The sequence below is a fragment of the Streptomyces hamibioticus genome (assembly GCF_047946815.1).
In the GTDB taxonomy this organism is placed as follows: domain Bacteria; phylum Actinomycetota; class Actinomycetes; order Streptomycetales; family Streptomycetaceae; genus Streptomyces.
Genome location: NZ_JBKKQY010000001.1, coordinates 6,126,370 through 6,138,997, shown reverse-complemented (window position 1 = coordinate 6,138,997; position 12,628 = coordinate 6,126,370). Strand labels below are relative to the sequence as shown.

Below are 12,628 nucleotides of genomic sequence, written 5' to 3'. Positions count from 1 at the left end.
CCGGCCGCGGCGGCGGGGTGACAGGTTGCCGTTCCTCACAGCGCGTCCACGGACCGGGCCGCGCTCGCCGCCGCCCGCTCCAGGTCCTCGGCCGCCCGGCTGATGCGGTGGGCCGAGTCGCTTACCTGCCGGCCCAGTCGCTGTGCCTCGACGAACACCCGCACGGCGAACACCGCCAGAACAGCGAGACCCAGGAACCCCACGGCTACCGCGAACATCGGCCAGAACATGACGGGAAGCCTAGACCGTCCCGCGGACCCGGACCTAAACGACCTAGGCGGTGGAGTGCAGCCGCAGGGTCCTGACCCCGCCGCCCGTGAGCAGTTCCACGATCCGCTCCCCCGCCGGCTTGCGGACGGCCGCGCCGCACTGGGGGCAGGTGAACGAGTAGAACGTCGTACGGCTGCTGGCGCCGATGGCCAGCCGCAGCGCGCTCGCGGCGAGCTCGAAGCGGCCTCGGCAGTCGGGGCAGCCCGCTCTGAAGACGACCGGGGTCACGCTTCTCATCCCGGAGAACGCGGCCGCCACCGTCATGCCCGCCGCCGAGGATCCCGCCGACTCGCTCAAAGCGCTCGCTCCTGCCTGTCGTCCTGCCCGGCATGCGCCACATGCCCCACCGGGGTCTCCGCCCGCGGTCCCGCACCGGCCGGCTCGACCGCCGCGTCATAGGCCGCCAGCGCCTCCCGGGCCGCCTGGCGGGCGCTGTCGGCGAGCGCGGGCGGGGCGACGATCCGGCCGTCACGCCCCAGCCGCAGGGCAAGACGTCTGAGCGACGCCGGGTCGGGGGTGCGCAGGGCGATGCGCAGCCCGCCGTCCGGCAGCTCCTCCGCGCTGTCGTGCGGGTAGTACTCGGCGACCCAGCGGCCGCCCGGGCCGACCTCCACCACGACCTCGGGGTCCTCGGCGGCGGGCTGCACCAGCCCTTCCGACAGGTCCCGCAGCTCGATCTCCGGCGGGGCCGACGGCTCGTCCAGGATCTTGATCTCGGCGACCCGGTCGAGCCGGAAGGTGCGCCGCGCCTCGGAACGGCGGCACCAGGCCTCCACGTACGTGTGCCCGACGCTGACCAGGCGGATCGGGTCGATCTCGCGCTCGGTGACCTCGTCGCGGGCCGGCGAGTAGTACCTGATCCACAGGCGGCGGCGCTCGGAGATGGCACGGTCGACGTCGGCGAAGACACCGCCCTCGGACTCGAAGGTGACGGACAGGCGCGAGCTGGCGCCGGCCGTCTCGCCGGCCGCGGTCTCCACCTTGGCCGTCGCCCGCAGCAGCGCCTGCCGGTCGCTCTCGCGCAGGCCCGGCAGGGTCGCCACGGCCCGGGCGGCGACCAGCAGCGCGGTCGCCTCGTCGGCGGCGAGTCGCAGCGGTTCGGCCGCGTCCGCCCCGAGCGCGGCCGGGTTGTGCCACCAGATGCGCTCACCGTCGGTGTCGATGTCGAGCAGGTCCCCGCCGCGGAAGCTGGTGCCGCACATGGGCAGCACGTCGAGGTCGGAGACCAGCTCGTCCTCGGTGATGCCGAAGGCGCGCGCCACGTCCTCGACCCGGGCGCCGGGGCGCTCACGCAGATACGTCACCAACGACAGCATCCGCCGGGTCTGGTCGATGGCGTTCACGGGCCTGACCGGTTTGCCTGCCACTGTGTTGTCCGCTCCCCCTCAGCCCTTGGCGACGGCACGCAGCCGGTCCACCACGTCGGCCCGCAGCTCGGCCGGCTCGACGACCACCACGTCCGGCCCGAACTCCACCAGCCAGGCGTCCAGTCCGTGCCCGTACGGAATCTCCAACTCGTCCCAGCCGTCGCCGAGTTCCCGCACGACGGTGGCTTTCGCCCGAAGGGGGTACCCCGCCCCGGAGCGCAGCCGGATCAGCGCGGAGCGGTCGGCGGTCTCCCCCGCCCAGCTCGCGACCGTCTCACGCACGGTGACGACGTCCGGCACGGGCGCGGTGAAACGCGCCGCGCGCGAGCGGACCTTGCCGGTGATCCGGGACAGCCGGAAGACGCGCTCCGCGCCGCGGTCGCGGTCGAAGCCCGCCAGGTACCAGTGGCCGCGCCAGCACTCCAGGGCCCATGGCTCGACATGCCGGGTCTCGGGGCGGGCGGCGGTGGCCTTGCGGTAGTCGAAGATCACCGGGCGGCGGTCCCGGCAGGCCAGCATCAGCGGTTCGAAGGCGGCCTCGTGCACCGGGATGCGCGGCTCCAGCGCGCCGTGCGCCTCGTACGGATCGACGTCTTCGGGCAGTCCGGCCGCGCGCAGCTTCTGCAGGGCGCCGCTGGCCGCGCCGGCCAGCCGGGCCTGCTGCCAGACCTTGGCGGCCAGCCCCAGGGCGGCGGCCTCCTCGGCGTCCAGGGTGATGGGCGGCAGGCGGTTGCTGTCACGGCGGGCGAGATAGCCCACCTCGCCGTCCAGGTTCTCGACGGTCTCGATGACCAGGCCGAGCTCGCGCAGGTCGTCCTTGTCCCGCTCGAACATGCGGTTGAAGGAGTCGTCGGACCCGGCTTCCAGATAGGCCTCGATGGACTGGCGCAGCTCGTGCTTGCTGAGCGGCCGCCGCGTCCCCAGCAGGCACAGCGCCAGGTTCATCAGCCGCTCGGCCTTGGCAATGGCCATCGACGCCCTTCTCCCTATGGTGCTTACAACGGATGACCGTACCGCCCCCCGAGGGCGTGGCAAAAGCGGAGGGCCCATGCCCGGACAGGCATGGGCCCCAGGTGATCGGGTCCGGTCGGACCCGTTCAGGCTCCCGCTCAGACTCCGAGCAGGTCGACCACGAAGATCAGGGTCTCGCCCGGCTTGATCGCCGGGGTCGGGCTCTGGTTCCCGTAGGCGAGGTGCGCCGGAATGGTCAGCTGGCGGCGGCCGCCGACCTTCATGCCCTGCACGCCCTGGTCCCAGCCCGCGATGACCCGGCCGCCGCCCAGCGGGAAGCGGAACGGAGTGCCGCGGTTCCAGCTGGCGTCGAACTCCTCGCCCGTGCTGAAGGCGACACCCACGTAGTGGACGGTGACGGTCTGACCCGCCTGCGCCACGGGGCCGTCGCCCTCCCAGATGTCCTTGATCTCCAGGTCCGCCGGGGGCTCGCCGCCCGGGAAGTCGATCTCGGGCTTGTCGATGCTCACGTGTTCAGCTCCTGCTTGTCTGCGAAAAGGCAACGCGTGTCAGTGTTTCATCCCCCGGGCGTCAGAGCTTCGCCAGGATGTCCACGGCGAAGACCAGGGTGGAGTCCTTCTCGATGCCGCTGCCCTGCGGCGGGTTGTCCCCGTATCCCAGGTCGGGCGGGACGACGACGAGGACGCGGCTGCCGACCTTCTTGCCGGTCAGGCCCTGCGACCAGCCCTTGACCACCTGCTGGAGCGAGAACGAGGCCAGCTGCTTGCGCTTGTACGTCGAGTCGAACTCCTCGCCGCCGTCCCACAGCACACCCTTGTACTGCACGAGGACGCTGTCCTGGGCGGCGACCTCGGGACCGTCGCCCTCGATGACGTAGTTCGCCACGAGCTTCTTGGGCGCGGCGGTCTTCGGCAGCTCGATGGAGGGCGCCTTGCCGTCGGTGTTGGTGCCCACCTTGGGCAGGGCCGCGTCGTTCTGCGGGACCTCCTCGCCCTTGGCCGAGCTCTTCGCGTTGAAGGTGTCCTTCACATCGACGACGAACACCAGGGTGTCGTCGCCCTTGATGCCCGCCTGCTCGTTGCCCTGCTCGCCGTAGCCCCAGGTCGGGGGCACGGAGAACTCGACGCGGCTGCCGGTCTTCCTGCCCGCGAGCGCGTACCGCCAGCCGTCGATGATGCTGCCCTGGGCGAGCTGGATGACGATCGGGTCGCGGTCGTAGGAACTGTCGAACACCTTCGCGCTGGCCCAGATCTGGCCGAGGTAGTTCGCCACCACGAAGTCGTTCTCCGCGACCGTCTTGCCGTTGCCGTTGATCACCGTCTTCACCGCGAGCTGGTCCGAGGGCTCGCCGCTGCCCTTGGCGACGGTGGGCTTCTCGTCGAACCCGGTGCCCGCCATGATCGCGGGCAGCGGACCGTCGACGATCTTCGGCGCGGGCGGCGCGGAGGTGGTCGGCGCCGAGGGCGAGGCGCTGTCGCTGGCCTTGCTCGAATCGGCCCCTTCGTCGCCGCATGCGGCGAGCGTGACCAGTCCGGCGGGTACGGCGATGAGGAGTGAGCGTCGGCGCACGGTGGGGGCCTCGTTATCGGTCGGTCGTCGGTGATGGCGTGCGCGCAACTCTACGCGTGAGCAGGGCGCCGTACGGGAAACGTACGGCGCCCGTGTGGCGTTCCGGAACCACGTGCGGGTGCGCGTGCCACACGTCACCCGGACGGAGCCCGGCTCACATTCCGGCGATCAGCTTCTCCACCCGGTCGTCCACGGAACGGAACGGGTCCTTGCACAACACCGTGCGCTGGGCCTGGTCGTTGAGCTTGAGATGGACCCAGTCGACGGTGAAGTCCCGGCGCTGTTCCTGGGCCCGGCGGATGAAGTCGCCGCGCAGCCGGGCCCGAGTGGTCTGCGGGGGAACGGACTTGCCCTCGAAGATCTTCAAGTCGTTGCAGACCCGGGCCGCCTGGCCCTTCTTCTCGAGCAGGTAGTACAGGCCACGACGCCGGTGGATGTCGTGATAGGCGAGGTCTATCTGCGCGACCCGCGGGTGCGACATGGTCATGTTGTGCTTGGTCCGGTACCGCTCCAGGAGCTTGTACTTCATGACCCAGTCGATCTCGGTGTCGATGCGGTCGAGGTCCTCGGTCTCGATCGCCTCCAGCGTGCGGCCCCACAGCTCCAGCACCCGCTCGACCGTCCCGCTGCGGATGCCGCGGCGCTCGCAGAAGTCCACGGCCTTCTCGTAGTACTCCCGCTGCACCTCCAGGGCGGAGGCCTCGCGGCCGCTGGCCAGCCGGACCTTGCGGCGGCCGGTGATGTCGTGGCTGACCTCGCGGATCGCCCGGATCGGGTTCTCCAGCGTGAGGTCCCGCATCACCGTGCCCGCCTCGATCATGCGCAGCACCAGGTCGGTGGCGCCGACCTTGAGCAGCATGGTCGTCTCGGACATGTTCGAGTCGCCGACGATCACGTGCAGCCGGCGGTAGCGCTCGGCGTCGGCGTGCGGCTCGTCGCGGGTGTTGATGATCGGCCGGGACCTGGTGGTCGCCGAGGACACGCCCTCCCAGATGTGCTCGGCCCGCTGGCTGACGCAGTACACGGCGCCACGCGGCGTCTGCAGCACCTTGCCGGCGCCGCACAGCAGCTGCCTGGTCACCAGGAACGGGATGAGGATGTCCGCGAGTCGCGAGAACTCCCCGTGCCGGGCCACCAGGTAGTTCTCGTGGCAGCCGTAGGAGTTGCCCGCCGAGTCGGTGTTGTTCTTGAAGAGGTAGACGTCGCCCGCGATTCCCTCCTCGTGCAGGCGTCGTTCCGCGTCTACCAGGAGTCCTTCCAGAATGCGCTCGCCCGCCTTGTCGTGGGTGACGAGCTCGATCACGTTGTCACATTCGGGTGTCGCGTATTCCGGATGTGACCCGACGTCGAGATAGAGGCGGGCGCCGTTGCGCAGAAAGACATTGCTGCTGCGGCCCCATGACACGACACGGCGGAAGAGGTACCGCGCCACCTCGTCAGGCGACAGGCGGCGCTGTCCCCTGAACGTGCACGTGACGCCGTACTCGTTCTCCAGCCCGAAAATGCGGCGGTCCATGAGTGAACATTACGCCCGATCCCCTGAACTGAAACGGGGTTCGACGGCACGGTTCGGATCATTTTCCGATGAAGCCGCAACGACCGCTCCCCCGGCGGGAGCTGCGAGGACCCGCCCGGTGGCCATCAGCACCAGCAACGACACGGCCCCCGCCGCACCGGGCACGGCGAAGCCCCACAGCGCCCCGCCCGCCTCGACGACCGGCCCCGCCAGTCCCGTGCCCACCGCCGCACCCACGGTGAAGGTCGTCACCAGCCAGGAGAACGCCTCCGTGACCGTGCCCCGCGGCGCCTGCCGGTCGACCAGGACGAACGCGCAGGCGATGGCGGGCGCCAGGAACAGCCCCGCCACCACGGTGAGCAGCACCATCGCCACCACGCCCGGCATCAGCATCAGCGGCAGGTAACACACCGCCAGAAGGGCCACCAGCACACGCAGTCGCCGCGCGGGCTCACCGGTCCACTGGCGGGCCCCGTACACCGTCCCGCCGATCAGCGCCCCGAGCCCCAGGGCGGCCATCAGCCAGCCGTAGACGACGTCCCCGCCGTGCTCGTCCGCGTAGGGCACGGCGGCCACCGTGATGGAGCCCAGCGCGCTCCCCACGAACAGGAACGCGGCGAGCAGGGCAAGCAGCCCCGGCGAGCGCAGGGCGCCGAGCCAGTGCGCCTCACGCGGGGCGGAGCGCCACGCGCGCGAGGGGGGCGACATGACCACGGACAGCGCGCCGAGCACGCCCACCACGTTCAGCACCAGCAACGCGCCCTGCTCCGACCACACCGACACGCACACCGTGACCAGCAGCGGCCCGACGGTGAACATCACCTCCTGGGCCACGGCGTCCATGGCGTACGCCGTGTGCACCTGGTCCTCCTTGCGCAGGACACTGGGCCACAACGCCCGCAGACCGCCCTCCAGCGGCGGTGTGAAGAGTCCCGCGAGCGCCACGGCCGCGACGGCGGCCGCGAACGGCTCGACGCCCGAGAACGCGAAGACGGCCATCGCCGCGGCCGACACCAGGGCCGCGGGCAGCTGCACCCGGGGCTGCCCGTACAGATCCACCAGCCGCCCCAGCACGGGCTGCCCCACGGCGTTGGCGACGCCGTACACGGCCGCGAGCGCCCCCGCCAGGCTGTACGTCCCGCCCTCGGCCCGCACGAACAGCACGATCGCGATGGCGGCGGTGGCGTTGGGCAATCGCCCCACCAGCGTGCCGGCGAGCAGCCGGACGGCATGCCGCGCCCGGAGGATCTCGAAATACCTCGTGCCCACCCCGTACTCCCCTCGCCGACACCACGTTTTACGTATAACTACCGCACTCATACGTACCATGTCCGCTGTTCACCAGTCCAGACGAAAGAGCAGGCCCACGGTGGCACGAGGCAGCACACGCCCGACGAGCCGGGACGTCGCCCAGGCCGCCGGGGTTTCCCAGGCCGCGGTGTCCCTGGTCCTCGGCGACAAGTGGCGCGGACGCGTCTCGGAGACGACGGCCCAGCGCGTCCGCCAGGCCGCGGCGGACCTCGGTTACCGCCCCAACCTCGCCGCCCGCAACCTGCGCCTGGGCCGCACCCGCACCGTCCTCCTGGTGGTCCCGGCCCTGACCACGGAGTTCTTCGCCGGCGTCTACACCGGCGCCGCACGGGTCGCCGCCGAACACGGCTTCGGCGTCGTCCTCTACCCTTCCCCCGAAGGCATCGGCCCGGCCAGGGACCCCTTCGCCTCGGCCCAGGCCGCCCTGGACGGCGTCATCGCCTCCTCCATGGCCGCCGACGCGCTCACCGCGATCCGCGGCGACCAGCTCCCCCTGGTCATGCTGGACAGCGACCCGGGGGGCAGCCTGGGCGCGGCCACGGTGAACCTGGACATCGCCGACGGCATCCGCCAGGTCGCCGATCATCTGCTGTCCCTGGGCCACCGCCGGGTGCTCCACCTCGCGGCGGACGTGGCCTCGTGGACGTTCGAGGTACGCGCCCGGGAACTGGCCGCCCGGCTGGCCGCCGTCCCCGGCACCGGCCTGCGGACCGTCCGCGCCCCCATCTCGATCGACGGCGCGCGGACGGCCGTGGAGGCCGCGCTGACGGACTCCGGCCCGCTCCCGACGGCGGTGGTCTGCGACGACGACAAACTGGCCGCCGGCGCGTACAAGGCACTGCGCCGGCTCGGGCTGCGCATTCCCGAGGACGTGTCCGTCACCGGCCTGGACGACCTCGCCCTCGCCACGGCGATCGACCCCGAGCTGACCACCGTCCGCCTGGACGCGGAGCTGTTCGGCGAGCGGGGCATGCGGGCGCTCCTGGCCGTCCTGGACGGCCGCGCCCCCGAGGGCGGGGACATCCCGGTGGAGCTGGTGCTACGGGGCTCCACGGCACCACCGAGCCGCTGAACGGAGACGTCGTCCGCCCACCCGGGCGGCGGACGTCCCACAGCCCGGCGCGAGGAGCACCGCCCCCGCGCACGAAACACCGCCGGCGGTGTACCGGCACCCGGCGTCGCGGCGGCCGGGCGGCCCGCACCCGCAGTCGCCCACGGCGGGAAGCGACGACCGGCCGGGGCGCTACCCGCAGCCGCCCGCGGCGGGAAGGGGACGTGTCGGGGGGTGTCCGCCCGCAGCGGTTGTCGCGTCAACACGGGCACCCCCGTAAAAGACCGATTCCGCGACGTTCCGAGGACGGACACCCCCCGGCGCGGCCCCGAACCACCCCCCACACCCAAGGCGCTACGCGCACCCCCGACCACCCGCAGCGGTGCCGCAGGCATGAGACGCGCACCCCACCCCATCCGCACAGGCGCCGCAGGCATCCACCCACGGCGCCGCACAGACCGCACAACCGCCCGGCCCGAACCCACAGGCACGCGGCGAGCAGGCCGCGTCCTACTCCTCGCCTGCCTCCCCGGCCTCGGCCTCGGCCTCGGCAGACGCGCTGGACTCCCCGGCCTCCAGCAGCCGGGACAGCTCACGCCCCACGATCCGCCTGAACTTCCGCTTCTGCGGACGCGTCCGGTCCAGCACCGCGACCTCCAGCCGCTCCGCCGGAATCTCCCGCTGGCTCCCGTTGGTGTCCCGCGACAGCGCCTGCACGGCCAGCTGCAACGCCTCCGCCAGCGTCATGCCGTCGCGGTGCCGCTGGTCCAGGAACCCGCTGATCTGCTCGGCGTTGCCGCCCACCGCCACCGAACCGTGCTCGTCCACGATCGAGCCGTCGTGCGGCAGCCGATAGATCTGGTCGCCCTCGGGCGTCTCCCCGACCTCGGCGACGACCAGCTCCACCTCGTACGGCTTCTCGCCGGCACTGGAGAAGATGGTGCCCAGCGTCTGGGCGTAGACGTTCGCCAGACCGCGGGCCGTCACGTCCTCACGGTCGTACGTGTAACCCCGCAGGTCGGCATAGCGCACGCCGCCGATCCGCAGGTTCTCGTACTCGTTGTACTTGCCGGCGGCCGCGAAGCCGATCCGGTCGTAGATCTCGCTGAACTTGTGCAGCGCACGGGACGGATTCTCACCGACGAACACGATGCCGTCGGCGTACTGCAGCACGACCAGGCTGCGGCCACGGGCGATGCCCTTGCGGGCGTACTCCGCCCGGTCGGCCATGGCCTGCTGGGGTGAGACATAGAACGGCGTCGACACCGGTTATCCGTCCCTTTCTGTCGAAGTCACTGGATCACCTGACAACAAAACAACCGCGCCGCGCCGGCTACAGCAGCGCCGCGCGCGGACCGTCGGGCTGCTCCAGCCGCCGCTCCAGCACCGACCGGGCGATCTCGGAGGACTCGTCCTCGGTCAGCCGGCGGAAGCCGTCCTCGGTGATCACGGTGACGATCGGGTAGATCCGGCGGGCGACATCGGGACCACCGGTCGCCGAGTCGTCGTCTGCCGCGTCGTACAGAGCCTGTACCACCAGTGTGGTGGCCTGCTCCTCGCTCAGGTCCTCCCGGAAGAGCTTCTTCATGGCACCGCGCGCGAAGATCGAGCCGGAACCCGTCGCCGCGAAGCCCTGTTCCTCCGACCGGCCGCCCGTCACGTCGTAGGAGAAGATCCGGCCCCTGCCGCGGTCCACGTCATACCCGGCGAACAACGGCACCACGGCCAGACCCTGCATCGCCATGCCCAGGTTCGACCGGATCATCGTCGACAGCCGGTTCGCCTTGCCCTCCAGCGACAACTGGGCGCCCTCGACCTTCTCGAAGTGCTCCAGCTCCAGCTGGAACAGCTTCACCATCTCCACGGCCAGACCCGCCGTACCGGCGATGCCCACCGCCGAGTACTCGTCGGCCGGGAACACCTTTTCGATGTCCCGCTGCGCGATGACGTTGCCCATGGTGGCCCGCCGGTCGCCGGCCAGCACGACGCCGCCGGGGAACGTCACGGCCACGATCGTCGTGCCGTGCGGCGCCTCGACCACGCCCTGCACCGGCGGCAGCTGCCGGTTGCCCGGGAGCAGTTCCGGCTGGTGCTCCCCGAGGAAGTCCATGAACGAAGAGGATCCAGGCGTCAGGAAGGCAGCTGGTAGACGCCCGGTGCCACGAGTGTTGGCTTCCACACGATTCCTTCCACATAAGCGGCAGCCCGCCGTACGCCGCCGGGCCGATCTTCGAAACCGCCCCAGCGCTGCGGCTGGAGCACGTACGCCACGGACCCTACCCGCCCTTCGGCGGTGATCCACATACTCTGCGGAAACCGCAGAACGAGGGCCGGAGGGGCCCCGGCAGGCCGTGTCCGACGGCCCGGGGGACACCGCGCGCGGCGCGGAATCACCGCACCGCGCGCGACGCCTCATCTACCGTCGGTTCGCCTCACACCCGCCCTGTCGACCTTCGAAGTGAAGGCAGCAGCGGCCTACTCGCCGCCCTTTTGCACGAAGGACCGCACGAAGTCCTCGGCGTTCTCCTCGAGAACGTCGTCGATCTCGTCCAGCACGGAGTCCACGTCGTCGCTCAGCTTCTCCTGGCGCTCCTTGAGGTCCTCGGAAGCCTGCGCTTCCTGCGTCTGCTCCTCGACCTCCTCGGTGGAACGCGTGGCCTTCTGCTGCCCGCCGCCGGTGTCCTTGGTCGCCATAACCCTCACCCCGCTCGGTTCGCCCGACACAGTTGCTCGGTCAAGATCAGACCCTACAAGCCGGGTCTGACAATGGCCCCGCAGTTGCTCCAACGTACGGGGACCACCTCGATGATTCCCGGGCCCGGGACTTTCCACCCTGCCCGGCCGACTCCGCTCGAGTACCCTCAGCCGCCGGAAAGGACCCTGACCAGGTCTTCCGCCGTGCGGCAGCGGTCCAGCAGCTCCTTCACGTGATTACGCGTTCCGCGAAGCGGTTCCAGCGTCGGCACCCGCTGGAGCGAGTCCCGGCCCGGCAGGTCGAAGATCACCGAGTCCCAGGAGGCCGCCGCCACGTCGTCCGCGTACTGCTCCAGGCACCGCCCGCGGAAGTACGCGCGGGTGTCCTCAGGCGGCTTCGTGCGGGCCCGCTCGACCTCGGCCTCGTCCAGCAGCCGCTTCATGCGCCCGCGGGCCGCCAGGCGGTTGTACAGGCCCTTCTCGGGGCGTACGTCGGCGTACTGGAGGTCGACCAGGTGCAGCCTGGGCGCGTCCCAGTCGACGTCGTCCCGGCGCCGGTAGCCCTCCATCAGCTCCCGTTTGGCGACCCAGTCCAGCTCGCCGGCCAGGCTCATCGGGTCGTTCTCCAGACGGTTGAGGGTGTCCTCCCACCTGGCCAGGATGTCCTTCGTCTGGTCGTCGGCGTCCGCGCCGAACCGCTCCTCCACATACTTGCGGGACAGCTCGAAGTACTCCATCTGGAGCTGGACCGCGGTGAGCGTGCGACCACTGCGCAGGGTGACCAGACGCTTCAGGGACGGGTCGTGCGAGACCTGGTGCAAGGTGCGTACGGGCTGGTCGACGGCCAGGTCGACCGCGATGAAGCCGTCCTCGATCATCGACAGCACCAGGGACGTCGTGCCCAGCTTGAGATACGTCGAGATCTCGGACAGGTTCGCGTCGCCGATGATCACGTGCAGCCGGCGGTACTTCTCGGCGTCGGAGTGCGGCTCGTCGCGGGTGTTGATGATCGGGCGCTTCAGCGTCGTCTCGAGGCCCACCTCGACCTCGAAGTAGTCGGCGCGCTGACTGAGCTGGAAGCCGTGCTCGTGGCCGTCCTGGCCGATGCCGACGCGGCCCGCGCCGGCGAAGACCTGGCGGGAGACGAAGAACGGGGTCAGATGGCGCACGATGTCCGAGAAGGGGGTCTCCCGCTTCATCAGGTAGTTCTCGTGCGTGCCGTAGGAGGCGCCCTTGTTGTCGGTGTTGTTCTTGTAGAGGTGGATCGGCTGCGCCCCGGGAAGCTGGGCGGCCCGTTCGGCCGCCTCGGCCATGATCCGCTCGCCGGCCTTGTCCCAGAGGACGGCGTCCCGGGGGTTGGTGACCTCGGGCGCGCTGTACTCGGGGTGCGCGTGGTCGACGTAGAGCCGGGCCCCGTTGGTGAGGATGACGTTGGCCAGGCCGATGTCCTCGTCGGTGAGCTGGCTGGAGTCGGCGGCCTCGCGGGCGAGGTCGAAGCCTCGCGCGTCCCGCAGCGGATTCTCCTCCTCGAAGTCCCAGCGGGCCCGGCGGGCCCGGTGCATCGCCGCCGCGTAGGCGTTGACGATCTGGGACGAGGTGAGCATGGCATTGGCGTTGGGGTGGCCGGGGACGGAGATCCCGTACTCCGTCTCGATGCCCATTACTCGCCGTACGGTCATGCGGCCCTCCTTGCCCGGCGGCGGCCTCGGTCGTGGACGCCGCTCAGATACCGCTGGTGCTCGGTTGCGTGTGCGGTGCCCGTCCCCGCACTGCGCGACTCGGCGGTACGAAAGAGCCTAGAACGCCTTTGCGCTGGTGGGGAGATCATTTGCGTCATTGCCTTGCTCCAACCGTGGCCCCGAAAAGCGTCGGCTGCGG

The 12,628-nt window shown here is 70.9% G+C and carries 13 protein-coding genes; 1 reads left to right on the top strand and 12 read right to left on the bottom strand.

Translation table 11 applies throughout. The annotated features are described in order from the left end of the window. Positions 1 to 35 precede the first annotated feature (35 nt). The 8 genes from ACLGIH_RS27855 to ACLGIH_RS27820 all read right to left on the bottom strand — a co-directional run bounded on the left by ACLGIH_RS27855 (position 36) and on the right by ACLGIH_RS27820 (position 6,963). Complete coding sequence (locus tag ACLGIH_RS27855; RefSeq protein ID WP_416528033.1) at positions 36 to 230, bottom strand: hypothetical protein; 195 nt, start codon at positions 228 to 230, stop codon at positions 36 to 38. Positions 231 to 273: 43 nt separating this feature from the next. Beyond that, the gene (locus ACLGIH_RS27850) at positions 274 to 534 is read right to left on the bottom strand and encodes a hypothetical protein (RefSeq protein WP_416529496.1); all 261 of its coding nucleotides are present in this window, start codon (positions 532 to 534) and stop codon (positions 274 to 276) included. 29 nt (positions 535 to 563) lie between these two features. Then, positions 564 to 1,637, bottom strand: coding sequence for a helix-turn-helix transcriptional regulator (locus ACLGIH_RS27845; protein ID WP_416528032.1), 1,074 nt, complete (start codon positions 1,635 to 1,637; stop codon positions 564 to 566). A gap of 18 nt (positions 1,638 to 1,655) precedes the next feature. Beyond that, a complete protein-coding gene (locus tag ACLGIH_RS27840; protein WP_416528031.1) occupies positions 1,656 to 2,609 on the bottom strand; it encodes a helix-turn-helix transcriptional regulator in 954 nt (317 codons plus the stop codon). Positions 2,610 to 2,746: 137 nt separating this feature from the next. Further along, entirely contained in the window at positions 2,747 to 3,118 is a 372-nt protein-coding gene (locus tag ACLGIH_RS27835) for an FKBP-type peptidyl-prolyl cis-trans isomerase (protein WP_189880969.1), read from the bottom strand. A gap of 61 nt (positions 3,119 to 3,179) precedes the next feature. Then, positions 3,180 to 4,178 (bottom strand): FKBP-type peptidyl-prolyl cis-trans isomerase, encoded by a 999-nt coding sequence (locus tag ACLGIH_RS27830; protein WP_416528030.1) that lies wholly within the window; start codon positions 4,176 to 4,178, stop codon positions 3,180 to 3,182. Positions 4,179 to 4,332: 154 nt separating this feature from the next. Continuing rightward, positions 4,333 to 5,694 (bottom strand): Pup--protein ligase, encoded by a 1,362-nt coding sequence (gene pafA / locus ACLGIH_RS27825; RefSeq protein WP_416528029.1) that lies wholly within the window; start codon positions 5,692 to 5,694, stop codon positions 4,333 to 4,335. A 9-nt stretch (positions 5,695 to 5,703) separates the two neighbouring features. After that, positions 5,704 to 6,963 carry an MFS transporter gene (locus ACLGIH_RS27820; RefSeq protein ID WP_416528028.1) on the bottom strand — a complete coding sequence of 420 codons (1,260 nt, stop codon included), beginning with the start codon at positions 6,961 to 6,963 and terminating at the stop codon, positions 5,704 to 5,706. Positions 6,964 to 7,063: 100 nt separating this feature from the next. On the opposite strand from ACLGIH_RS27820, the gene ACLGIH_RS27815 reads away from it, so the two are divergent. Continuing rightward, a complete protein-coding gene (locus tag ACLGIH_RS27815) occupies positions 7,064 to 8,077 on the top strand; it encodes a LacI family DNA-binding transcriptional regulator (RefSeq protein ID WP_416528027.1) in 1,014 nt (337 codons plus the stop codon). 489 nt (positions 8,078 to 8,566) lie between these two features. Here the strand turns inward: ACLGIH_RS27815 and prcA are convergent, their stop codons facing one another. From prcA to dop, 4 genes are all read right to left on the bottom strand, one after another. Next, positions 8,567 to 9,322 (bottom strand): proteasome subunit alpha, encoded by a 756-nt coding sequence (gene prcA, locus ACLGIH_RS27810; RefSeq protein ID WP_416528026.1) that lies wholly within the window; start codon positions 9,320 to 9,322, stop codon positions 8,567 to 8,569. 67 nt (positions 9,323 to 9,389) lie between these two features. Then, a complete protein-coding gene (prcB, locus tag ACLGIH_RS27805) occupies positions 9,390 to 10,235 on the bottom strand; it encodes a proteasome subunit beta (RefSeq protein WP_416528025.1) in 846 nt (281 codons plus the stop codon). A gap of 296 nt (positions 10,236 to 10,531) precedes the next feature. Continuing rightward, the gene (locus ACLGIH_RS27800; RefSeq protein WP_416528024.1) at positions 10,532 to 10,750 is read right to left on the bottom strand and encodes a ubiquitin-like protein Pup; all 219 of its coding nucleotides are present in this window, start codon (positions 10,748 to 10,750) and stop codon (positions 10,532 to 10,534) included. Positions 10,751 to 10,917: 167 nt separating this feature from the next. Continuing rightward, the gene (dop, locus tag ACLGIH_RS27795) at positions 10,918 to 12,429 is read right to left on the bottom strand and encodes a depupylase/deamidase Dop (protein WP_416528023.1); all 1,512 of its coding nucleotides are present in this window, start codon (positions 12,427 to 12,429) and stop codon (positions 10,918 to 10,920) included. Between the last annotated feature and the right edge of the window lie 199 nt (positions 12,430 to 12,628).

Excerpts from the sequence above, each read along its gene's own strand:
- ACLGIH_RS27855 (WP_416528033.1), bottom strand. The coding sequence starts at position 230 with ATGTTCTGGCCGATGTTCGCGGTAGCCGTGGGGTTCCTGGGTCTCGCT.
- ACLGIH_RS27850 (WP_416529496.1), bottom strand. The coding sequence starts at position 534 with ATGACGGTGGCGGCCGCGTTCTCCGGGATGAGAAGCGTGACCCCGGTC.
- ACLGIH_RS27840 (WP_416528031.1), bottom strand. The coding sequence starts at position 2,609 with ATGGCCATTGCCAAGGCCGAGCGGCTGATGAACCTGGCGCTGTGCCTG.
- pafA (WP_416528029.1), bottom strand. The coding sequence starts at position 5,694 with ATGGACCGCCGCATTTTCGGGCTGGAGAACGAGTACGGCGTCACGTGC.
- ACLGIH_RS27800 (WP_416528024.1), bottom strand. The coding sequence starts at position 10,750 with ATGGCGACCAAGGACACCGGCGGCGGGCAGCAGAAGGCCACGCGTTCC.
- dop (WP_416528023.1), bottom strand. The coding sequence starts at position 12,429 with ATGACCGTACGGCGAGTAATGGGCATCGAGACGGAGTACGGGATCTCC.